This window comes from Streptomyces sp. NPDC037203, assembly GCF_055605065.1.
In genome coordinates this window covers 686447-708714 of record NZ_JBVJUC010000001.1, presented here as the reverse complement: position 1 = coordinate 708714, position 22268 = coordinate 686447, and the positions used below count along the sequence as shown (strand labels likewise).

Annotated in this window: 16 protein-coding genes; 9 read left to right on the top strand and 7 right to left on the bottom strand. The window is 74.0% G+C overall.

What is annotated here, in order from left to right; all coding sequences use genetic code 11:
- Positions 1-129: 129 nt before the first annotated feature.
- Together ACZ7EC_RS02975 and ACZ7EC_RS02970 are read left to right on the top strand one after the other, a co-directional pair.
- Positions 130-1461 (top strand): wax ester/triacylglycerol synthase family O-acyltransferase, encoded by a 1332-nt coding sequence (locus tag ACZ7EC_RS02975; protein WP_471056961.1) that lies wholly within the window; start codon positions 130-132, stop codon positions 1459-1461.
- Between the two features lie 180 nt (positions 1462-1641).
- Positions 1642-3168: an SDR family NAD(P)-dependent oxidoreductase gene (locus ACZ7EC_RS02970; RefSeq protein ID WP_471056958.1), complete on the top strand. Its 1527-nt coding sequence runs from the start codon at positions 1642-1644 to the stop codon at positions 3166-3168.
- A 39-nt stretch (positions 3169-3207) separates the two neighbouring features.
- On the opposite strand, the gene ACZ7EC_RS02965 is transcribed toward ACZ7EC_RS02970, so the two are convergent.
- Positions 3208-3600 (bottom strand): hypothetical protein, encoded by a 393-nt coding sequence (locus ACZ7EC_RS02965; RefSeq protein ID WP_471056954.1) that lies wholly within the window; start codon positions 3598-3600, stop codon positions 3208-3210.
- Between the two features lie 474 nt (positions 3601-4074).
- On the opposite strand from ACZ7EC_RS02965, the gene ACZ7EC_RS02960 reads away from it, so the two are divergent.
- Complete coding sequence (locus ACZ7EC_RS02960) at positions 4075-4248, top strand: hypothetical protein (RefSeq protein WP_471056951.1); 174 nt, start codon at positions 4075-4077, stop codon at positions 4246-4248.
- Positions 4249-4302: 54 nt separating this feature from the next.
- On the opposite strand, the gene ACZ7EC_RS02955 is transcribed toward ACZ7EC_RS02960, so the two are convergent.
- Together ACZ7EC_RS02955 and ACZ7EC_RS02950 are read right to left on the bottom strand one after the other, a co-directional pair.
- A complete protein-coding gene (locus ACZ7EC_RS02955; protein WP_471056948.1) occupies positions 4303-5649 on the bottom strand; it encodes an amidase in 1347 nt (448 codons plus the stop codon).
- Between the two features lie 137 nt (positions 5650-5786).
- Complete coding sequence (locus tag ACZ7EC_RS02950; protein ID WP_471056945.1) at positions 5787-7205, bottom strand: lipase maturation factor family protein; 1419 nt, start codon at positions 7203-7205, stop codon at positions 5787-5789.
- A 100-nt stretch (positions 7206-7305) separates the two neighbouring features.
- Here ACZ7EC_RS02950 and ACZ7EC_RS02945 point away from each other — a divergent pair, with 100 nt between their 5' ends.
- The 3 genes from ACZ7EC_RS02945 (at position 7306) to ACZ7EC_RS02935 (ending at position 12303) form a co-directional block, all read left to right on the top strand.
- Complete coding sequence (locus tag ACZ7EC_RS02945) at positions 7306-9228, top strand: DUF6777 domain-containing protein (RefSeq protein ID WP_471056942.1); 1923 nt, start codon at positions 7306-7308, stop codon at positions 9226-9228.
- Positions 9229-9290: 62 nt separating this feature from the next.
- The gene (locus ACZ7EC_RS02940; protein WP_471056939.1) at positions 9291-11360 is read left to right on the top strand and encodes a SpoIIE family protein phosphatase; all 2070 of its coding nucleotides are present in this window, start codon (positions 9291-9293) and stop codon (positions 11358-11360) included.
- 79 nt (positions 11361-11439) lie between these two features.
- On the top strand, positions 11440-12303 hold the full coding sequence (locus tag ACZ7EC_RS02935) for an Fpg/Nei family DNA glycosylase (RefSeq protein ID WP_471056936.1): 864 nt from the start codon (positions 11440-11442) through the stop codon (positions 12301-12303).
- Between the two features lie 45 nt (positions 12304-12348).
- On the opposite strand, the gene ACZ7EC_RS02930 is transcribed toward ACZ7EC_RS02935, so the two are convergent.
- Positions 12349-12867 (bottom strand): hypothetical protein, encoded by a 519-nt coding sequence (locus ACZ7EC_RS02930; RefSeq protein WP_471056933.1) that lies wholly within the window; start codon positions 12865-12867, stop codon positions 12349-12351.
- Between the two features lie 508 nt (positions 12868-13375).
- Here ACZ7EC_RS02930 and ACZ7EC_RS02925 point away from each other — a divergent pair.
- Positions 13376-14503, top strand: a complete 1128-nt coding sequence (locus ACZ7EC_RS02925; protein WP_471056930.1) for a CapA family protein — start codon at positions 13376-13378, stop codon at positions 14501-14503.
- Here ACZ7EC_RS02925 and ACZ7EC_RS02920 read toward each other — a convergent pair whose 3' ends face one another.
- Positions 14504-15925: an amino acid permease gene (locus tag ACZ7EC_RS02920; RefSeq protein ID WP_471056927.1), complete on the bottom strand. Its 1422-nt coding sequence runs from the start codon at positions 15923-15925 to the stop codon at positions 14504-14506.
- Between the two features lie 51 nt (positions 15926-15976).
- Entirely contained in the window at positions 15977-16924 is a 948-nt protein-coding gene (locus ACZ7EC_RS02915) for a LysR family transcriptional regulator (RefSeq protein ID WP_471056924.1), read from the bottom strand.
- A 122-nt stretch (positions 16925-17046) separates the two neighbouring features.
- On the opposite strand from ACZ7EC_RS02915, the gene ACZ7EC_RS02910 reads away from it, so the two are divergent.
- Entirely contained in the window at positions 17047-18306 is a 1260-nt protein-coding gene (locus tag ACZ7EC_RS02910; protein ID WP_471056921.1) for an MFS transporter, read from the top strand.
- Here the strand turns inward: ACZ7EC_RS02910 and ACZ7EC_RS02905 are convergent.
- Positions 18242-18712, bottom strand: coding sequence for a universal stress protein (locus ACZ7EC_RS02905; protein ID WP_471056918.1), 471 nt, complete (start codon positions 18710-18712; stop codon positions 18242-18244). The two genes, ACZ7EC_RS02910 and ACZ7EC_RS02905, sit on opposite strands and share 65 nt — an antisense overlap.
- 103 nt (positions 18713-18815) lie before the next feature.
- Between ACZ7EC_RS02905 and lysX the strand changes: the two genes are divergently transcribed.
- On the top strand, positions 18816-22076 hold the full coding sequence (gene lysX / locus ACZ7EC_RS02900) for a bifunctional lysylphosphatidylglycerol synthetase/lysine--tRNA ligase LysX (RefSeq protein WP_471056914.1): 3261 nt from the start codon (positions 18816-18818) through the stop codon (positions 22074-22076).
- Positions 22077-22268 lie beyond the last annotated feature (192 nt).

Genomic DNA, 22268 nt, shown 5'->3' with positions numbered 1-22268 from the left:
GTCCCGCCCCGTTCGGCGGGGCGGGACTTTATCCTTTGTTAACTGAGCGTATATCGATCGAACTTGACCGTAATCGGCCCACGGGGATTGACTGAGGTTCCCTTCCGCCGAGACGCGCGAGGCAAGCCCGTGACCTCCGATCTGCTCGCTCCCCTCGACCTGGCCTTCTGGAACATCGAGTCCGACCGGCACCCGATGCACCTGGGCGCGCTCGGTGTCTTCGCCGCGCACTCGCCCACCGCCGGCGCCCACGCCGCCGACCTGCTCGCGGCCCGCGCCGCCGCCGTCCCCGGACTCCGCCTGCGCATCCGCGACGTCTGGGGACCGCTCGCCTTCGGCGGCGCCGCCCGCGAGGCGGACCCGGACTTCGACCCGCTGAACCACGTACGGCTGCACGCCCCGACCGGCGACTTCCACGCGGCCGCCGGACGGCTGATGGAGCGTCCGCTGGAGCGCGACCGGCCGCCCTGGGAGGCGCATGTGCTGCCCGGCGAGGACGGAGTCTCCTTCGCCGTGCTGTTCAAGTTCCACCACGCCCTCGCCGACGGGCTGCGCGCGCTCAAGCTCGCCGCGGGCGTCCTCGACCCGATGGACATGCCCGAGCGGCCGCCGCGCCCCGCCGAGCCGCCCCGCAGCGCCCTGCCGGACGTACGCGAGCTGCCCGGACTGCTCCCCGGCCTGGTCAGGGGCGCCTTCTCGGAGGTGGGCCGGGCCCTGGACATCGGCGCCTCGCTCGCCCTGTCCACCCTGCGGATGCGCCCCAGCACCGCGCTCGCCTCCCCGCCCAGCGGTACCCGCCGCACCGCCGGTGTCGTCCTGGACATCGACGATGTGCACCGGGTGCGCAAGACGGCCGGCGGCACCGTCAACGACGTCCTCATCGCGGTCGTCGCCGGGGCGCTGCGCCGCTGGCTCGACGAACGCGGGGACGGCAGCACGGGGGTCGCGCCGCGCGCCCTGATCCCCGTCTCCCGGCGCCGCCCGCGCACCGCCCAGCCACCCGGCAACCGGCTCTCCGGCTATCTGATACGGCTCCCCGTGGACGAGCCCGATCCGCTCGGCCGGCTCGCCGCCGTGCGCACCGCGATGGTCCGCAACAAGGACGCGGGCCCCGACCGGGGCGCCGGCGCGGTCGCACTGCTCGCCGACCATGTGCCCGCGCTGGGCCACCGGCTCGGCGGACCGCTCGTCGGGCAGGCCGCGCGGCTGTGGTTCGACATCCTGGTCACCAGCGTGCCGCTGCCCGGCGTAGGGCTGCGGCTCGGCGGCCACCAGCTGACCGAGGTCTATCCGCTGGCCCCGCTCGCGCCCGGCCAGTCGCTGGCGGTCGCGATCTCGACGTACCGCGGGCGGGTGCACTACGGCCTGGTCGCGGACGCGGCGGCGGTCCCGGACCTCGACCGGTTCGCGCACGCGGTGTCGGCGGAGGTGGCGGCGCTGCTGGCGGCCTGCGTGTGCTGACCGTCACGGCGCGGGAGCCGTTTTCATGGGACTGGCGGTACCCGTGGGGCATCCGGGGTCACGGCGGGCCGTACGTGATCCACTCGGGTTTGGCTCACGGGGCCGCCGCTCCGTAAAATTCCGCGTTCGAAAGGTGGCGCGAATCGGAGCGCTGCGCGGGATCAGGGAAACGGCAGCGCGATGACGGTGACAGAAGACGGCCCCAGGGCCACCGAACCCATGGCCGCGGAAGAGGTCGTCCACGGTCCGGGGATCGATCCCGAGCGCCTGGCCGTCTGCCTCAGCGTGCTGGAGGAGCTCGACACCATCGATGTCGACCACCCCGACGCGATCCGGGTGCGCCGGGCCACCTCGCACATCTACCGGACGGTCAAGCAGCGCCGCCGCCAGGAGCGCCGGGCCGCCAAGACCGCGCACGACCGGGCGGTCACCGAGGCCACGGCCACCGGTTCCGCCGAGCGCATCGACGACGAGACCGAGGGCATCCTGCCCTCCTCGAAGGTCGAGCCCGGCCGTATTGCGGGCATACTCCAGCGCCCGCGCTCCTGCTACACCTGCAAGAGCCGCTACGTCGAGGTCGACTACTTCTACCACCAGCTCTGCCCCCAGTGCGCCGCCCTGAACCGGGCCAAGCGGGACGCCCGCGCCGACCTCACCGGCAAGCGCGCCCTGCTCACCGGCGGCCGCGCCAAGATCGGCATGTACATCGCGCTGCGGCTGCTGCGGGACGGCGCGCACACGACCATCACCACCCGGTTCCCCAAGGACGCCATCCGCCGCTTCAAGGCGATGGAGGACTCCGCGGACTGGCTGCACCGCCTGGAGGTCGTCGGCATCGACCTGCGCGACCCGGCGCAGGCGGTGGCCCTGGCCGAGCGGGTCGCCGAGGCGGGCCCGCTCGACATCCTGATCAACAACGCGACGCAGACGGTGCGCCGGCTGCCCTCGGCGTACGCCGCGCTGGTCGAGGGCGAGAGCGCTCCGCTGCCCGCCGGTGAGCTGCCCGCCCACGAGGTGATCGGCGCCTTCAACTCCGGTGCCGTGGACGGCATCGCCGCGCTGCCCACCGGCGCCGGCGCGCTGGAGGCGCGGCCGGGCCTGGACGCGCAGCAGGTCGCCGACCTCGCGCTGGTCGCGGGCAACGCCAGTGTCGCCCGGCACCTGGACGGCACCGCGATCGACGCGGGCGGCCTCGTCCCGGACGTCGTGGACACCAACACCTGGGTGCAGTCCATCGAGCAGATCTCCCCGGTGGAGCTGCTGGAGACCCAGCTGTGCAACTACACGGCGCCCTTCATCCTGATCAGCAAGCTCCGCCCGGCGATGGCCGACGCGGCCCGCAAGGCGGCGCGCGGACGGTCGTACGTCGTCAACGTCTCGGCGATGGAAGGGGTGTTCAGCCGCGGTTACAAGGGCGCCGGGCACCCGAACACCAACGCGGCGAAGGCGGCCATGAACATGGTGACGCGGACCAGCGCCCAGGAGATGTTCGACACCGACGGCATCCTGATGACCTCCGTGGACACCGGCTGGATCACCGACGAGCGCCCGCACTACGACAAGCTGCGCCTGGCCGAGGCAGGCTTTCACGCGCCCCTCGACCTGGTCGACGGCGCGGCCCGCGTCTACGACCCGATCGTGCGCGGCGAGGAGGGCGACGACGTGTACGGCGTCTTCCTCAAGGACTACGCGCCCGGCAAGTGGTGACCCGCGTCCCGCGCTGACCTCCGGGGCCCGCCCCGCAGGTCAGTCGACCGCGTCGAGCCGGCAGTGGCGGGCGGCGACCAGTTCCAGGACCGTGCGCCAGTCCTCCAGCACCCCGGCGTCGAAGCCCGCGGCGCGGCCCTCCTCACGGGCCAGGCGCAGCCGCGGGCCGTCGTCCCCGGCGTCCGCGTCCCCGCGCACCAGCCGGTACACCCGTTCCCAGAGCAGCGGCCGCACCGCCGCGGCGGCGCGGTGGGCCGCGTCCGCCTCGTCGCCCGGCGCGAGCAGCGGTCCGATCCCCTGGACCAGCCCCGCCACCTGGAGTTCCTTGTCGGCCGGGCGGCCGCGGCGCAGCAGTGCGGCGGTCCGCAGCGCGTGCTGGGGCCGCGCGGCGTGCAGCAGGTCCATCAGCTCCTCGACGCTGCGCAGCTCCATGCGTCCGTCCTTCCCCGTCCGGGCCGTGTCGGGCGCCAAGCAGACCATGGGGAGCTTGCGGCCCGGCCAACGGCATCTGAACTGCGCCGTGGCCTGCGCGGCATAGACCGAACGGGTGATATCCACCGGCTGTCGACCGGCGTCTCCGCGAGGCGGTTTGTTATGTATAGCTGCATATTGGACGGTGTTGGGTTGCTCATCGAAACGCGATAGTTACCCCTTGTTTGCACTACCTATCGAGCGGCAGTCCGCTCATTTGGTTAATCTGGAGTGGACGGACAGCGAAAAGGGGCCCTACCCACACCCGTTTCGTCCCGTTCGGGGCGTGCCGGCGATCATCGGCCCGCTCCATTCGAAGTACCGGCGCCACCGCGCCCGAACTGGCCTTCCATCCAGACCCGAGCGGGCGGCGAGCGCCGGAGCGCAGATTGTCCGGTACGCCCCGAGGGTGACCCGACACATAAGGAGTGCGCGGTGACACCGGAGAAGACGAAACGCGAGCAACGCCCCGAAGAGTACCCGGAGCGTCCGGGCCGCCGGCCCGGAGAACTCGGCAGCCTCGACGTGTGGGCCCGCTCCGCCCCCATCCGCCTCGCGGGCTACGAGGAGGACCTCGCCGAACCCCACATCCTGCCGAGCGTGGACTGACCCCCGCTCCCGAGAGCGGACGGCGGTGCCCGCGCCGGGCACCGCCGTGGTGCGTCAGGCGCCCAGCGGTGCCGTACGGCGCCAGGGGAGCGAGCGCTCCAGTTCCTCCGCCAGTTCCAGCAGCACGGCCTCCGTGCCGGGCCGGCCCACCAGCTGCACGGCGGCGGGGGCGCCCGAGGGGAGGGTGCCGACGGGAACGGACATCGCGGGCCAGCCGGTCAGGTTCCAGGGCGGGGTGAAGGGCGAGTACGCCGCGTTGGCGAGGACGTTGCGCAGCCAGCCGCGTTCGTGCCAGGGCCCGGCGGCGGGGGAGCGGCGGGCCAGCGCGGGGGTGAGCAGCACGTCGTGCTCGGTGAGGAAGGGGGTCAGCCGGGCCCGCAGCCGCTCCCGTTCGGCGCCGGTGCGGACCGGCCCGACGAAGCGCCGTCCGATCGCCGCGTGCACACGGGTGCGCCGGGCCAGCCGCGCCGCGTCCAGGCCCTCGGCGTCCACCGCCGTACCCGCCGTCCAGTGCTTGAGCGCGCTCACACCCATCGTCAGGGGGTACGGCGGTTCCGCCCGGCGCACCCGGTGGCCCGCCCGCGCCAGCGCCCCCGCCGCCAGCCGGACCGCGCCCGCATACGGCCGGCCGACGCCCGCCACGGGCAGCGGATTGCGCAGGGCCACGGCGATCGTGTGCCGCGCGGGCTCGGCGGCGGGCGCGAAGCCCCGGCCGGCCAGGACGCCCAGCATCAGCCGCAGATCCCCGACGGTGGTGGCCAGCGGGCCGTTCTCCGACATGCCGAACCAGTCCCCGTTGCCGATCCCCGCCGGCACCACCCCGGACCCCGGCTTCAGGGTGACCAGGCCGCAGTTGGCCGCCGGGATGCGCAGCGAGCCCATGCCGTCGTTGCCGAGCGCGAGCGGCACGAACCCCGCGGCCACGGCGGCGGCGCTGCCCCCGGAGGAACCGCCCGCCGTGCGCGTGGTGTCCCAGGGGTTGCGCGAGGCGCCGTACGGACCCTCGGTGGTGCCGAAGACGCACAGTTCGGGCACGTTCGTCAGGCCCACGACCACCGCGCCCGCCGCCCGCAGCCGCGCCACCGTGACATGGTCCTCGGCCGCCGGGGCGTCCGGGGTCGCGGTGGAGCCGTCGCGGTGGGCCTCACCGCGCACCGCGAGGTTGTCCTTCACCGCCACCGGCACGCCCGCGAGCGGCAGTCCGCCCGACTCGGCGCGCGAGCCCACCTCGTCCGCCTCGGCGAGCGCCGCTCGCGCCCGGACGGTGCGGAACGCCTCGATCCGCCCGTCGTACCGCTCGATCCGCGCCAGGTGCTCCGCCACCACCTCCCGTGGCGTCACCCGCTTCTCCCGCACGGCGGCGGCTATGTCGGCGGCGCTCCGCCCGGCCCAGTTCCCCACGGCACTCCTTCGGTCACTCGTCGGCTACTCGCCGGTACGCACAAGGGGCAGGGAGAACTGTGCCCCGCCGAGCCCGCTACGTCGAGGGTCCGGCGGCCGTCGGCCGGGCCCGGCCCACCCTGACGGCCGGCTTCCCCTCAACTCTTCGCCGACGCCGCCAGCCGGGTCGGCGGCAGGTACTCGCGCACGAACGTCCGGTCCCAGCACGCCCCCGTCTCCCGCAGCTCCCGCCAGCTGGTGTAGCGGTAGCGGAAGAGGCGGGCGCGCACGTAGCGGGGCGGGGTCTCGGGCGGGAAGGGGGAGCGGCGCAGCAGGCGCAGGGTGGCGCGGTCGTTCTCCAGGAGGCGTTCCACCAGGCCGCCGAACCACTCCCCGGCGTACGCGGGCGACAGCGCGGCGAACCACATCAGCCAGTCCAGGCGCAGATGGTACGGCGCGAACTGGCGCGGCCAGCGGCGGGGTTGTCCCGGCTTCCCCTTGAACTCGTACTCCCGCCAGTCCGAGTCCTCCCGCGCCACCTCGTCCAAGGTGCCCTCCACGACCACCTCGTAGCGCACCCGGCTGACACTGCCGAACGCGCCGTAGGTGTTGACCAGATGGAGCGGATCGAAGGAGCGGTTCATCACCTGGCGCCGGGAGACCATGTTCACCACCGGGCGGTAGCTGAGGAACAGCAGCAGCGCGGCCAGCGCGAACACCGCGATCTCGTACCACAGGGGCGCCGACGGCAGGGACGGCGCCGCCGCCGGGAGCCGCAGCGCGGAGACCGCCAGCACGATGGTGATCCAGTTCAGCCAGGAGAAGTTGCCGGAGAGCACCAACCACAGCTGGGTCACGATCATCAGCGCGGCGGCCGCCGAGGCGATCGGCTGCGGGGTGAACAGCAGGAACGGCACCACGAGTTGGGTGACATGGTTGGCGGCGACCTCCACCCGGTGCAGCGGCTTGGGCAGATGGTGGAAGAACCAGCTCAGCGGGCCCGGCATCGGCTGGGTCTCGTGGTGGTAGTAGAGGCAGGTCAGCTTGCGCCAGCACGCGTCGCCGCGCAGCTTGATCAGCCCGGCGCCGAACTCCACCCGGAACAGGATCCAGCGCAGCAGGAACAGCACCAGCACCGGCGGCGCCACCTCGTCGTTGCCGAGGAAGGCGGCGAGGAAACCGGTCTCCAGCAACAGCGACTCCCAGCCGAACGCGTACCAGCTCTGGCCCACGTTCACGATCGACAGGTACAGCGCCCACGGCACCAGCCACAGCACGATCGCCGCCCACAGCGGCAGCAGCGCGTCCGCCCCGGCGAGCAGCGCCACCGAGACCGCGCACCCCGTCCACGCCATGGCCGAGAAGAACCGGTCGGAGTAGTGCAGCTGGAACAGGCTCGGCGCCCGCCGGAAGCGGACCCGCGCCAGGTAACGCGGGATCGGCAGCATGCCGCGCTCGCCCAGCAGCGCCCGGAACTGGAGGGCGGCCGCGAGGAACGCCACGAGGTACACGGCGGCCAGCGCCCGCTGGAGGACCAGCCGGCTCAGCCAGTAGTCGGGTGCGGTGAACCAGTCCACGACCGCTCGTCTCCCTCGTGCCGATCCCCCCGAGTTGCCAGCGAAACGGGGGCAACGCAAATAATAGGGATAATTCACCCACAGTGATGCGGAGTGCACGGTGCGCATACCCACCGGATCCATGGTCATGGCCTGCGTGCTGCTGTCGGTGGCGCTGCTCCTCACCGGGTGTGCGGGCGCCGCCGTCAAAGAAGCCCAACTGGGCGAGGAGGTCTTCCTCCAGCCCGCCGCCGAGCAGGGACCCAGCCCCTTCACCGCCTCCACGGCGACCGGCCGCACGGGCATCGGCACGCCCCGGCCGTCCGGCACCGTGCGCACCGCCGACGTCAGCGCGCCGCCCGCGGGTCTCGCCGTGGCCCCCCTGTCGGCGGCCCGCGTCCTGTCCGGCGGCATCCCCGGCCTGTACGGCGGCCGGGTCCGCGTCGCCGACTGCGATGTCGAACGGCAGATCGGCGGGCTGACCGGGGACCCCGCCCGCGGGGAGGCGTTCGCCCGTGTGGCCGATGCCCCCCGGACGGATCTGCCCGGCTATCTGCGCTCCCTGACGCCGGTCCTGCTGCGCGCCGACACCCGCGTCACCACCTACGGCTACCGCGACGGGCGGACGAACGGGTACCAGGCCGTGCTCCAGGCCGGCACCGCGGTGCTGGTCGACAACCGGGGCGTGCCGCGGGTGCGGTGCGCCTGCGGCAACCCGCTGCGCCCGCCCGAGGAGGCCCGCGGCGGGGTCGGCGCGCGCGGCACCGGCTGGTCGGGCTACCGGCCGGCGCAGGTCATCGTGGTGACCCCGGCGCCGCGGGCGATGTCCAGCCTCACTCTGCTGGACGCCGGGACGAACACCTGGATCCAGCGCCGGATCGGGCCCGACGTCCGCCGCGACCGCCTTGTGGCCCCGCCGCCCGTCTCCGCCACCTCGCCCCCCGATCCGGGACACGCCGGCCTGCCGCCCTCGCCCCGGCCGGACACCGGGGGCCCCAGCCCACGGGCAAGCCAGTCGGGCACGGCGACGGGCCAGATCGGGGGAGCGCTCATCGACACCGGGCGTGCGGCACCGCGGCGGGGGCGCGACGACGGGCGGGAGGCAGGACACGGGGACCGGGCGGACGACCGTCGTACGCGCGCCGACGGGACCGGCACGGGACAGCGGGAGCGCGGCCCACGGACCGCGCAACGGAGCACGGCCGCCCACCCCGGCGACAAACCGGACGCCGGCCCGCACCCCGCCACCGCCGAACACGGGGCACACGTGCCGGACGGAGGGGCGCCCCCGGCGCCCGACGCGAGGACCGGGACCGGCAACCGGGCAGCCGATCCACCCACCACTGCGGGCACTTCCACCGAGGGCCACAGGGTGTCCGCCGCGCCCGCGACCTCGGGTACGCCGGGTACGGGCGGGCGCGGGTCCGGGAGGCTCGGGGCGTCCGCGGCTCCGGGTACGGCCGTGGGCCGGACCGGGGTGGCCGCCGCGTCCAGTGCTCCCGGTGCGGCCGTCCACGGCACCCGTACGGCCCCCGTGTCCGCCTCTCCGCGTGCGGCCGGGGCCGGGCCTCGGACGGCGGATGCGTCCGGTGCACCGCGTGGGACCGGGACCCGGACCGCCGACGCGTCCCGCACGCCCCGCGCGGCCACGCGCGGCACCCGCGCGGCCGCCGTGTCCAGCGCCCCGGCCACGTCCGCCCACAGCACCCGGACGGCCAGTGCGCGCGGCACGACCGCGGCCCCCGACCGGAGCACGGCCGTCCCCGCCTCCTCCGCGCCCCGGGCCGTGCTCCCCGCGGCCCCGCCGGACTCCTCGGCCCCCACCGCCTCACCTCCCATGCCCACCCCCTCCACCGCCCCCTCCCTCCGCGACCCCCTCGCCCAGCCCCCCGACGCGTCCCTCTGGGACCCGCCCCTGCTCGTCGCGCCCCCCGCGCCCCAGGCCCCCGACGAGATCGGCGCGCCCGACGTCACGGACACCCCCGCGGCCCGCCGTACCGCCGACCAAGCCGCCCCCGCCCCCGTCGACATGCTCGGCGGCTGACCGGGGGCGGGCCGTGGTCCCGACCGGTCGAAGAATCCGGCGAATCCTGGCAAGGTGGCTCCATGGCTGATCGGGGAGCGAGTGCCCTGTCACTCCCGGAGGACTGGCCCGCCCAGCCGGACCCGATCCTGGCGCTCAACCACATGGGCACCTTCGACTGGGACCTGGACAAGGGCCTGCTCCACCTGGACGCCCGGGCGCACAAGGTGTTCGACCTGCTGCCCGAGGAGTTCGACGGACGCCCCGAATCCCTGGTCCTGCGGATGTCCCGGACCGAGGCGGCCCGGCTCGACGCGCTGGTGGCCCGGGTCATCAAGGACGGCGGCGAGAACTTCGGCGCGTACTTCCGCATCCGCTGCCGCGACGGCACCCCCCGCTGGACCCACGCCCAGGGCTACATCCACCGCGACGACTCCGGCCGGCCCCGCCGGGTCGTCGGCCTCGTGCGCGACGCCACCGAGGAACTCGCCGACAGCACCTCCCGCGGCATGCGCGCGGCGCAGGAGCTGGCCTTCCGGCAGCAGACCAACATCGTCCAGGTCGTCTCCGCGGCCCTCGCCCACGCCCGCACCGTGCAGGACGTCATCGACGTGCTCAAGGACACCCACGGCATCCGCCGCCTGGGCGCGGCCAGCTTCGTGATGGCCCTGGTGGAGGCCGGCCGCATCCGGCTCGTCGCGGAGGCGCCGCCCGGCAGCTTCGTACCCGCCAGCCAGGTGAACCGGATCGACGAGCCGTACCCCATGAGCGAGGTGGTGCGGACGCTGAGCCCGAGGTTCGTGGAGACGCCGGAGGAGTTCGCCGAGGAGTATCCGCTCCTGTGGGCGCAGATCACCCATCTGGACATCGCCTCGGCCGCCTATCTGCCGCTCATCGCCCAGGGCCGCCCGATCGGCGCGATGGGCCTGCTCTACAGCGACCGGCGCGGCTTCTCCGACGAGGAGCGCGGCGTCCTCGTCGCGCTCGGCGGCAGCATCGCGCAGAGCCTCCAGCGGGCGATGTTCTACGAGCAGCAGAAGGACCTGGCCCAGGGACTCCAGCAGGCCATGCTGCCGCGCACCATCCCCAGCGTGCCGGGTGCCGACATCGCCGTGCGCTACCGTTCGGCCGCACTCGGCCGGGACATCGGCGGCGACTGGTACGACGTGATCCCGCTGCCCGGCGGCCGGGTCGGCGCGGTGATCGGCGACGTCCAGGGCCATGACACCCACGCGGCGGCCGTGATGGGCCAGCTGCGGATCGTGCTGCGCGCCTACGCCGCCGAGGGGCACACCCCGGCCGCCGTGATGGCCCGCGCCTCGGTCTTCCTGCACGAACTGGACACCGACCGCTTCGCCACCTGCCTGTACGCCGAGGCCGACCTGTCCACGGGGGTGATGCAGATGGTGCGGGCCGGGCACATCGACCCGCTGCTGCGCGAACCCGGAGGCTGCCGGCGCGTCCAGGTGGAGGGCGGCCTGCCACTCGGGCTCTCGGCCGAGTTCGGCGACCTGGAGTATCCCGTCTCCACCCTCGAACTCGATCCGGGCGACACCCTGTTGCTGTGCACCGACGGCCTGGTCGAGCAGCCCGGCGCCGATCTGGACGACGGCATGCGCGGTCTCGTGGATCAGGTCTGCGGCGCCCCCGAGGACGTGGACGACCTCGCCGACCGGCTGATCCGGATGGCCGAGGAGCGCGGCGGCGAGGACGACGTGGCCCTGCTCCTGCTGCGCCGCCGGGAGCCGGAGACCGCGCGGGCCTGCGGCCGGCTCCAGCAGCATGTGGCGCCCGGTGATCCGGAGGCCCTCGTCCAGGCGCGGCACATGATCCGCGCGGCGGTGCGGGCGTGGGGCGCGGGCGAGCGTGCCGACGAGATCGAGCTGGCCGCCGACGAGCTGATGACCAATGTCCTGGTGCACACCGAGGGCGCGGCGATCGTCACCCTGCGGTCCCTCGTCGGTGCCGGGCGCCGGCTGCGGATCGAGGTGGAGGACTCCTCCAGCGCCCTGCCCCGGCGCCGGGACGCGGGGGAGGAGGTGGTGTCCGGGCGGGGCCTGCTGCTGGTGGACATGCTGGCCGACGACTGGGGCGTGGAGGCGCGCGGCGGCGGCAAGGCGGTGTGGTGCGAGTTCCGGCTGGACGGCGGCTGAGCGGGCACGGACCGGCGTGGGTGCGGGCCGCACGGGTGAGCCGGGGGGCGCTGTCGGTGCCGGGTGGCACTCTGGACGTATGCCGGAACTGCCCGAGGTGGAAGCGCTGACCGATTTCCTCACCGAGCACCTGGTGGGCCTGCGGGTGGCGCGGGTGCTGCCGGTCGCCGTCAGCGTGCTGAAGACGTACGACCCTCCCGTCACCGCCCTCGAAGGCGCCCGCTTCACCGGCGTGCGCAGGCACGGCAAGTTCCTCGACCTCGCGGCGGACGGCGGGCTGCACCTGGTGACGCATCTGGCGCGCGGCGGCTGGCTCCAGTGGAGGGACCGGCTGCCGGACGGGCCGCCCAAGCCGGGCAAGGGCCCGCTCGCGCTGCGGGTGGCGCTGGAGACCGGCGAGGGCTTCGACCTCACCGAGGCCGGCACGCAAAAGCGCCTCGCGGTGTACGTGGTCCGCGATCCGGCGCAGGTGCCCGGCATCGCCCGCCTCGGCCCCGACCCGCTGGCCGCCGACTTCGACGAGGCACGCTTCGCCGCGCTTCTCAAGGGCGAGCGACGGCAGCTCAAGGGCGCCCTGCGGGACCAGTCCCTGATCGCGGGCGTCGGCAACGCCTACAGCGACGAGATCCTGCACGCGGCGAAGATGTCCCCCTTCAAGCTCGCCGCCTCCCTCACCCCGGAGGAGACCCACCACCTGTACGAGGCGCTGCGCGGCACGCTGACCGAGGCGGTCGAGCGGTCGCGGGGCGTGGCGGCGGGGCGCCTGAAGTCCGAGAAGAAGAGTGGCCTGCGCGTCCATGGCCGCACCGGCGAACCCTGCCCGGTCTGCGGCGACACCATCCGCGAGGTCTCCTTCAGCGACTCCTCGCTTCAGTACTGCCCCACCTGCCAGACCGGCGGCAAGCCCCTCGCGGACCGCAGACTGTCCCGCCTGCTGAAGTGAGGGGCCGGGCGGCCGGTCCCGAAAGCAGCGGCCGCGCCCCCGGCCTCAGAACAGATGGATCGCCAAGTGGCCGAGCGGAAGACCCAGTTGCCACGCCGGGGTCCACACCTTCGGGCCGTCCTCCTCCTCGGACGGCGCGATGCGGCCCGGTACCGCGTCCAGGTCGGTGGCCAGCAGTTCGGTCTCCTCCAGCCAGCGCCAGGCATCCTGGGCGAGGGCCAGATCGGGTGACGGAACACCGGCGGCCCGCGCGGTCAGGTCGGCCATGCGGGCGCGTACCCAGTCCTGCCACGGATGGTCGCAGGCGGTCAGCGACAGCCAGTTGTCCAGCTGGGAGATCACCCGGATGCCGGACAGTTCCCCCTCGCTGTCGGACAGGAAGACGGTCAGCGCCAGCGCGTCCCGGCCCGCCCGGAACTCGAAGGACGTCGGCGGCATCAGATCGCCGGTGCGCAGCAGCTCGTCGGCGATGTACTCGGCGTACAACCACGCCATGGGGACGACCAGTTCACCACCGCCGACGCCGTCCGCGCCGTCGGTGCCCTCGTGACCTGTGTGCGGCATTTCCTTCCTGCCCTTCCTCCGGTGCGTACGGTCGCCCGATCCCCGGTGACCCGCCCTCGCCCGGAACACGGATGAGGACAGCCCATTGCCCAACGAGGCCCACAGCAAGGCGCTTTGCCGAGGTTTGACCTGGCCCTCGGTTTCGATCCAGGTCGGCCGCGTCATCCGGCGGCTCTCGGCCGGGGGCGCGGAGCGCGTCGTACGCCCGGAGACCTCACGGTACCGGCCGGAATGGCCAGGCCGCGCGCCGCTCGTGCCCCACCGGCCCCGCGGGTGTACGCGAGGACCAGCGCGTCACGGTGGCGGGGCGTGAGAGTCTTCACAGCCGCCCGCGCGGGAGGGCGATCCGGCCGCACCGGTGACCCGTCGGGTGCACCGGATGGGTCAATGAGAGGACCCGCACCGTTTGGACGGAGAGTCGGCTTCATACCCATAGGCCCGTCACGGCAAGGTCGGTAAATACGACAGCCGTACTGACGTACCGACGCAGATCCCGAGGGGTGAGCCGATGATCGGACGCAGACACCAGGTGGCCCTGGCCCTGACCGCCGTCCTCACGGCGGCGGCCGCCTGCGCCCAGCAGGTCCGCGAGGACCCCGTCCGCGGCGGCGCCGCCGGGCCGCCCGCGGCGCGCGGCTTCACCCTCGTCGCCACCGGCGACATCCTCACCCACCCGGCCGTCCTCGAACGCGCCTCCTCGGACGCCTCTGGCGGCGGTTACGACTTCCGGCCCATGCTCTTTGGCGTCGAACCCCTCGTGCACGGCGCGGATCTGGCGCTGTGCCACCTGGAGGACGGCGCCGGCGGAGCGGCCCCGCTGTTCCCGCCGCAGCTCGCCCAGGACCTCGCCCTGACCGGCTACGACGGCTGCGCCACCGCCTCCGAACACGCCCTGGACAACGGCGCCGACGGCATCCGGGGAACTCTGGACACCCTGGACGCGGCCGGACTCAGGCATACCGGCACCGCCCGCAGCGCGGACGAGTCCCGGCGCCCGGCCCTGTACTGGGCCGGTTCCGCCGAGGTCGCGCAGCTGTCGTACACCCTCGGCACCGAACAGCCGCTGCCGGACGGGCAGCCCTGGGCGCTCGCGCCGGTCGACGCCGGCCGGATCACCGCCGACGCCCGCGCCGCCCGCAAGGCCGGCGCCGACGTGGTCGTCGTCTCCCTGCACTGGGGCGCGGGCGGCGACGACGCCCCCACCGAGGACCAGACCGACCTCGCCCGCAGGCTGACCGCCTCCGCCGATGGCCGGCGCCCGGACATCGACCTGATCCTCGGCTCCCACACCCATGTCCCGCAGCCGTACGAGAAGGTCAACGGCACCTGGGTGGTCTACGGCCTCGGCGACCAGATCTCCGGTGAACTGGACGGCGGCGACGGCTCCCGCGACCCGCGCGGCAACGAGTCCACCCTCGCCCGCTTCACCTTCGCCCCGCCCGCGCGCCCCGGCGAGCGCTGGCGGGTGACGCGGGCCGAGTTCGTGCCGCAGATGTACGACCTCGACGCCGGACGCGTCGTCGACGTGGACCGGGCCGTCGCCGGCGGGGCCGACCTCGCCGGGGTCCGCGACCGGATCCGGGAGGTGGTGCTCAGCCGGGGCGCCGCGAACGACGGCCTGGTCATGGGGGAGTGATCAGCCGGTGGGCCGCTCGGCCAGCGCCGAACGCTTGTAGGAGTAGGTGAAGTAGACCAGGCAGCCGAGCGCGAACCACACCGCGAACCGCACCCAGGTCTGCCACTGGAGGAAGGTGATCAGCCAGACCGAGAAGACGACACCCAGCGCGGGCACGAACGGCACCCACGGCGTGCGGAAGGCGCGCGGCAGGTCCGGGCGCCGCCTGCGCAGCACGATCACCGCCACGCAGACCACCACGAACGCCAGCAGGATCCCGATGTTGGTCAGCTCGGCGGCCTCGCCGATCGGCAGGAACCCGGCGATGAGCGCGGAGGCCGCCCCGACGATCCAGGTCACCCGGGTCGGCACGTGCCGCGTCGGATGCGTTTTGGCGAACCAGCGGGGCAGCAGTCCGTCCCGCGACATCGAGAACCACACACGGGTCACGCCCAGCATGAACGTGAACATCACGGTGAGGATGCCGATGATGGCGCCCACCGCGATCACGTCCGCGAGAGCGTCGAGGCCCACCGACTTGAACGCCGTGCTGAACCCGCTCTCCTTGTCGATGTCCTTGTAGTTCTGCATGCCGGTCAGCACCAGGCAGGCCGCCACGTACAGCACCATGGCGATGATCAGCGAGTAGATGATCGCCCTCGGCATGTGCCGCTGCGCGTCCTTCGACTCCTCGGCGGCCGTCGACATCGCGTCGTAGCCGAACACCGCGAAGAACACCGTGGCCGCGCCCGTGAAGGCGCCGCCGATCCCGTAGGGGAAGAACGGGTGGTAGTTCGCCTTGTCGATGTGGAACACACCCACCCCGATGACCAGCAGCACCACCAGCACCTTCACCGCGACCACGATCGTCTCGAAGCGGGCCGCGCTGCGGATGCCGAGGTTGAGCAGCCAGGCGATCAGCAGGCACAGCAGCACCGCGAACAGGTCCACCCGGTGCCCGGCGCCGGTGCCGGGCGCGCCCATCATCCAGTGCGGCAGCTTCGCGCCCATCTGTTCGACCAGGAAGCCGAAGTAGCCGGAGATGCCGATCGCGACCACCGCCACGATCGCCGTGTACTCCAGGAGCAGGTCCCAGCCGATGAACCAGCCCGCGAACTCGCCGAGCACCGCGTAGCCGTAGGTGTACGCCGAGCCCGCCTTCGGGATCAGCCCCGCGAACTCGGCGTACGACAGCGCCGCGCACGCGCTCGCCGCCCCCGCGATCAGGAAGGACACCAGCACCGCGGGCCCGGCCGTGCCGTTGGCGACCGTACCGGCGAGGGTGAAGATCCCGGCGCCGATGATGCCGCCGACGCCGATCGCGGTGAGCTGCCACAGCCCGAGGGACCGCTCCAGCCGGGGCCCCTCGCCGACCTCCGTGTCCTCGATGTGCTCGATGGGTTTGCGGCGGAGAATGCCCTCACCCGCGCGGAGTCTTGCCATACGCCTCACCTCTTCGCCGACGGCAAACGGCTGACGGCGGATCATGATGGCTCAGGGGCGCCGTGCTGGGAAGGCGCCACGCACGGCCCAGGCCGGGGTCCACGCACGCGAGGACGGGCGGGTGAGCGGCCGCTCGGCGAGATGGGCGCGCAGCGCCGCGAGCCCCGGATGCGCGTTCGCCGCCTGCCACACCAGGGAGTGCGGATAGACCGGCGTCGGGTCGGTGAGCGGGATCCGCCGCAGATCGTGGCCCTGCGGCCAGACCAGCCGGATGCCCTCGGCGACCAGGGTGGCCAGCGACGCGGAGTCCGCGATGGTGTCGAGCAGCGCCTCCGAGCCGAAGTCGGGGCCCACCGAGTCGATGCTGAGCCCGAACTCTGCGGCCAGCGCCGCGTAATAGGCGGCCCACTCGGTGCCGGCCACCAGGCCCGGCATCCAGATCCGGTGCCCCGCCAGCCGCGCCGGGGTCACCGAGCGGGCCCCGGCGAGCGGATGCCGCGGGCCGGTCAGCAGCTGCACCGGCTCGTCGAAGACCCGCGCCGCCCGCAACCCCTCGGGCAGCCGGGTGCCGACCGCGCGGAAGGTCGCGTCGATGGTGCCCGCGCGGACGGCGGCCACGGCCGTGTCCGCGTCGAACAGGGTGACCACGTCCAGGGCCGTCTCCGGATGCGCCCGGTGGAAATCGCGCAGCAGTCCCGCCGGGCCGAGCCGGGCCCCGACCACGTCGACGCGCAGCGCCCGCCGGCCAGGACGCACCGAGGCCGCGGCACGCTCCTCGGCCAGCAGCAGCTTACGGGCGTGCGGCAGGAACGCCTGCCCGTCGATGGTCGGCCGCGCCCCGCGCGCCGTCCGCGCGAACAGCCGTACCCCCAGCTCCTTCTCCAGCGCCGCGATCCGCTTGGACACGGCCTGCTGGGTGATGCCGAGGACGGCCGACGCCTCCTGGAACTGCCCGGTGTCGGCCACGGCGACGAAGGTGCGTACGGCCTTGAGGTCCACCCCGTCATCGTAGCCACCGCCCGACGCCGTACAACCTCTGGTTGTGACGTGCATCGCCGCGGTTGTTTGCTACGCGGCCCACCTGGTGGTTTTCATGTCCCCCGGTCAACGGGAGGTTGTGCATGAAGCTGGGTCGGCGGTTCGGGTGGCTGTGGGCCGCGTACACGGTGAGCGCGCTCGGCACCTATCTCGCCTTCGACGCGTTCTCGGTGATCGCCGTCATCGCGCTGCACGCCGGGCCCGCCGAGGTGGCCCTGCTCGCCGCGACCGGGCCCGCCGTGGGCGCCGTACTGGCGGTGCCGCTCGGCCCCTGGGTGGAGTTCCGGCGCAAGCGGCCGGTGATGATCACCATGGATCTCGTCCGCTGCGCCGCGCTGCTGACCCTCCCCGCCGCCTACGCCCTCGGCGGACTCGGCCTCGGCCAGCTGCTCGCCGTCTCCGTGATCGTCGCCGCCGCCGACATCACCTTCAACGCTGCCTCGGGTGCCTTCCTCAAGACGCTCCTGCCCGCCGGCCGGCTGCTCACCGCGAACGCCCGGTTCGAGTCCACGAACTGGACCGCCCTCGTCCTCGGACCGCCGCTGGGCGGCGCCGCGATCGGCCTGTTCGGACCCGTGACGACCGTCCTGGCGAACGCCGTGAGCTTCCTGCTGTCCGCCCTCGGCCTGCGCGCCGTCGGCGACGGCGAGCCGCGCCCCGCACGCGCCGGCACCGGAAGGCTGCGCGCCGCCGATCTCGTCGAGGGCTGGCGGCACATCCTCACCAGCCCCGCCCTGCGGCCCCTGTTCCTGAACAACCTCGCCGCCAACGCCCTGATCATGGTCGCCGCACCCCAGCTGGCCGTCCTGATGCTCGGCCCGCTCGGCTTCACCCCCTGGCAGTACGGCCTCGCCTTCGCCGTGCCCTGCCTCGGCGGGCTCCTCGGCGCACGACTGGCGCGCCCCCTGGTCGCCAGATACGGACAGCAGGCCGTGCTGCGCGCCGCGAGCGCCCTGCGCGTCGTCTGGCCCGTGGGGCTGGCCTTCGTCCGGCCCGGACCGCCCGGTCTGCTGCTGGTGATGGTCCTGGAATTCGGGGTGATCACCTGCTCGGCCGTCTACAGCCCGGTGTACGCCACCCGCCGCCTGGAGCGCACCCCCGACGACCGGGTCGCCCGCACCCTGTCCGCCTGGTCGGTCTCCGGCAAGGCCACCACGGCCGCGCTGACCGCCCTGTGGGGGGTGCTGGCGAGCCTCACCGGCCCGCGCACCGCCATCGCCGCCGCCGGCATCCTGCTGCTCGCCACCCCGCTGCTGCTCCTGCGCGAGCCGCGCGAGGCTACGGAACGACCGTCACCGGCCAGCGTCCCGCCTTCACCAGCCGCACCGCCACCGACCCGATGATCCGGTGCCCGGCCTGCTCCGAGGCGCCCACCACCACGGCGTCCGCCTTCAGCTGCTCGGCGGCCTTCACCAGTCCGGCGTAGGGGTCGCCGCGGAAGGTGTGGAACTCCCAGCGCACCTCGAATATCCCGCGGACCCGCTCGGCCGCCTCCCGGATCTGCGTCACCAGATCCTCGGCGATCTCGTCGGCGGTCTCCATCACCGGCGCCCCGAGCGCCGCCCCGGCCGCCAGCACCGGCTGCACGTACACCACCGCGAGCAGCGCGTGCTGCCGCCGCGCCAGGCCGCCGGCGTACGCGGCGGCCCGCATCGAGGAGTCGGAGCCGTCCACCCCGACCAGGATCACCTTCGGGCCGTCCGTGCCCCGCTCGAACTGCTGGGCGTACTCTTCGTGCTGCTCCGTCACCCCCCGAGGCTATCGGAACGGCCGCTTCCTGTGGACCGGCAGGACGCGTGGGGACCGCGGCTCGACGCGCGCACCCCCCGCTCCCCTCCCTACAGTCGGAACCATGACCGCCACCGCGGAGCCCGCCGCGCGCAGGGACGGTACGGGGGCGCACCCCCCGGACGGCGGTGGGCGGCTTGGATGGATGCCCGAGGCCTTCGGAGGACTGTTCGCCGGGCTGGGACTGCTGTGCGCGGCGATCGCCCTGATCGAGCCGTTGCGGCGGGCGCTGCGTCCGCTCGTCCGGGGCATCGACCTGCTGCTGGTCCCCATCAGCGCCAACCTCGCCTACGCGGTCTTCCTGTTCCTGCTGGCCGGGGCCACCGCCGCCCGCAAGAGGATCGCCTGGTGGCTGGTCGTCGTCTATCTGGGCCTGCTCGTCCTCACCGACGCGCTCGGCCTCGCCCTCGGCCTGTACGCCCAATCGCTGCCCTCCCTGATCCTGTGCGGCCTGCTGCTGGTCCTGCTGCTCGCCGCCCGCCGCGAGTTCTACGCCGCCTCCCGCCGCGGCGCCGTGTGGCGGGCCCTCGCCGTCCTGCTCGCCGGGCTCGCCGTGGCCATCCTGCTCGGCTGGGGCCTGGTCCTGCTGTTTCCGGGCACCCTGCCGGCCGACGAGCACCTGGCCTGGGCCGCCGACCGGGTCTGCGGCGGCCTGGTCTCCAGCAGCTCCTTCTCCGGGCGCCCGCCCCGCGAGGTCACCTTCGTGCTCGGTCTGCTCGGCGCCCTCGCCCTGCTCAACGCCGCCGCCGCGCTGTTCCGTTCGCAGCGCCTGGAGGCCGCCCTGCACGGCGACGAGGAGGCCCGCATCCGCGCCCTGCTCAAGGCGTACGGCGACCGCGACTCGCTCGGCTACTTCGCCACCCGCCGCGACAAGGCCGTCGTCTTCTCGCCCAGCGGCAAGGCCGCCGTCACCTACCGCGTCGAGGCCGGGGTGTGCCTGGCCAGCGGCGATCCGGTCGGCGACCCGGAGGCCTGGCCGCACGCCATCGCCGCCTGGCTGGACCTGGCCCGCCGCTACGCCTGGGCGCCCGCCGTGATGGGCGCCTCGGAGGACGGCGCCCGCGCCTACGCCCGCGCCGGGCTCGGCGCCCTCCAACTCGGCGACGAGGCGATCCTGCACGTCGCCGGGTTCGACCTGGACGGCCGGGACATGCGGGTCACCCGGCAGGCCGTGCACCGGGTCCGCCGCACCGGCGCCACCTGCCGCGTCCGCCGCCACGCCTCGCTCGGCGAACGGGAGATGGAGGAGATCGTCGACAAGGCGGACGCCTGGCGCGACACCGAGACCGAGCGCGGCTTCTCCATGGCCCTGGACCGGCTCGGCGACCCCGCCGACGGCGACTGCCTGCTCGTCGAGGCCTGCGGCGAGGACCGCAGGCTCCTCGCGCTGCTCTCCTTCGTGCCCTGGGGCACCGACGGCGTCTCCCTGGACCTGATGCGCCGCGACCGCGCCGCGCCCAACGGCGTGGTGGAGTTCATGGTCGCCGAACTGTGCGCCGTCGCACCCAAGCTGGGTATCCGCAGGATCTCCCTGAACTTCGCCGTCTTCCGCTCGGTCTTCGAGGAGGGCGCCCGTATCGGCGCCGGGCCCGTCCTGCGGCTGTGGCGCCGGCTGCTGCTGTTCTTCTCCCGCTGGTGGCAGCTGGAGGCCCTGTACCGCTCCAACGCCAAGTACCACCCCGAGTGGTACCCGCGCTTCATCTGCTACGGCGAGACCGCCTCCCTCGCCCGTATCGGCCTGGCCTCCGGCATCGCCGAGGGCTTCGTCTCCGTACCGTCCCTGCGCACCCTGTGGGGGAAGGGGCACCGCGCGAGCGGCCCGCCGCCTGCGTCCCCGGCCCCGCAGCTCGCGCCCGCGACCGCCCCCGCCGCGCCCGCCGCCCCGGACGCGGGCCTGCCCGACCAGGTCCGCGTCCGCCGCCGGACGCTGGACCGGCTGCGCGCCGAGGGCACCGACCCCTACCCCGTCGGCGTCCGCCCGCCGACCCACGCCCTCGCCGACGTCCCGCCCGGCGAGCAGGTCACCGTCGCCGGGCGGATCATGCTGGTCCGAAACCTCGGCGGCATCGTCTTCGCCGTGCTGCGCGACTGGTCCGGCGACCACCAGATCGCCCTCACCCGCGACCGCTGCGGCCCCGCGCTGCGCCGCTTCACCGCCGACGCCGACATCGGCGACCACATCACCGTCACCGGTGAGAGCGGCCTCAGCGACCGGGGCGAGCCCACCGTCTTCGCCACCGCCTGGCAGCTCACCGGCAAGTGCCTGCGCCCGCTGCCCGACAAGCGCCGGGGCCTGACCGACCCCGAGGCCAGGGTCCGGCTGCGCCACCTCGACCTGGTCACCCGGCCCGCCGCCCGCGCCGTGCTGCGCGCCCGCTCCGCCGCCGTGGGAGCCCTGCGCCAGGGGCTGCTGAGCCGCGGCTACGTCGAGGTCGAGACCCCGGTGCTCCAGCAGATCCACGGCGGGGCCAACGCCCGCCCCTTCACCACCCACAGCAACGCCTACGACCTCGACCTGTATCTGCGCATCGCCCCCGAGCTGTACCTCAAGCGCCTGTGCGTCGGCGGCCTGGAGAAGGTCTTCGAACTCGGCCGCACCTTCCGCAACGAGGGCGCCTCGCCCAAGCACAACCCCGAGTTCACCATGCTGGAGGCGTACCAGGCGTACGCCGACTACGACGTGATGCTCGACCTCGCCCGCGAACTGATCCAGGGCGCCGCCGTCGCCGCCCACGGCGCCCCGGTGGCCCGCAGAGGCACCGAGGAGTACGACATCTCCGGGCGCTGGCCGGTGAAGACCGTGTACGGCGCCCTGTCCGAGGCCCTCGGCGAGGAGATCGGCCCCGGCACCGAACTGCTGCGCCTGCACCGGCTGTGCGACCGCGCCTCGGTGCCGTACACGGCGGACGACGAACCCGCCGACGTCGTCCTGGAGATGTACGAGCGGCTGGTCGAGGCGCGCACCCGAATGCCCACCTTCTACAAGGACTTCCCGACCGCCGTCTCCCCGCTGACCCGGCAGCACCGCGCCGACCCCCGGCTCGCCGAACGCTGGGACCTCGTCGCCTTCGGCATGGAACTGGGCACCGCCTACTCCGAGTTGACCGACCCGGTCGAACAACGCCGCAGGCTCACCGAGCAGTCGCTGCGGGCGGCCGGCGGGGACCCGGAGGCCATGGAGCTGGACGAGGACTTCCTCCGGGCCCTCGACTACGCGATGCCCCCGACCGGCGGCCTCGGCCTCGGCGTCGACCGGCTCGTCATGTTCCTCACCGGCCTCCCGATCCGGGAGACCCTGCCGTTCCCGCTGGTGCGCCACCGCTGAGCCCCGGATCCGTACCCGGCCGTCCGCGCCCCGGCCGCCGGCGCCGGGGTGGGCGGGGCCGCCGCGCCAACTCGGCGTGCCGCCCTGTCCGTTGCCGGGCCGGCCGATGGGCCGCCGGAGCCGCCGCCGGGAGGTTCCACGGAAGTGCCCCCGCTGGTCCGACCGGGTGGAAATACCGCCCGCACCCCGCGC

Bases quoted from the DNA above. Each gene is read 5' to 3' on its own strand.
- ACZ7EC_RS02940 (WP_471056939.1), top strand. From the start codon at position 9,291: ATGGCTGATCGGGGAGCGAGTGCCCTGTCACTCCCGGAGGACTGGCCC.
- lysX (WP_471056914.1), top strand. From the start codon at position 18,816: ATGACCGCCACCGCGGAGCCCGCCGCGCGCAGGGACGGTACGGGGGCG.
- ACZ7EC_RS02970 (WP_471056958.1), top strand. From the start codon at position 1,642: ATGACGGTGACAGAAGACGGCCCCAGGGCCACCGAACCCATGGCCGCG.
- ACZ7EC_RS02965 (WP_471056954.1), bottom strand. From the start codon at position 3,600: ATGGAGCTGCGCAGCGTCGAGGAGCTGATGGACCTGCTGCACGCCGCG.
- ACZ7EC_RS02925 (WP_471056930.1), top strand. From the start codon at position 13,376: ATGATCGGACGCAGACACCAGGTGGCCCTGGCCCTGACCGCCGTCCTC.
- ACZ7EC_RS02920 (WP_471056927.1), bottom strand. From the start codon at position 15,925: ATGGCAAGACTCCGCGCGGGTGAGGGCATTCTCCGCCGCAAACCCATC.
- ACZ7EC_RS02910 (WP_471056921.1), top strand. From the start codon at position 17,047: ATGAAGCTGGGTCGGCGGTTCGGGTGGCTGTGGGCCGCGTACACGGTG.
- ACZ7EC_RS02930 (WP_471056933.1), bottom strand. From the start codon at position 12,867: ATGCCGCACACAGGTCACGAGGGCACCGACGGCGCGGACGGCGTCGGC.
- ACZ7EC_RS02935 (WP_471056936.1), top strand. From the start codon at position 11,440: ATGCCGGAACTGCCCGAGGTGGAAGCGCTGACCGATTTCCTCACCGAG.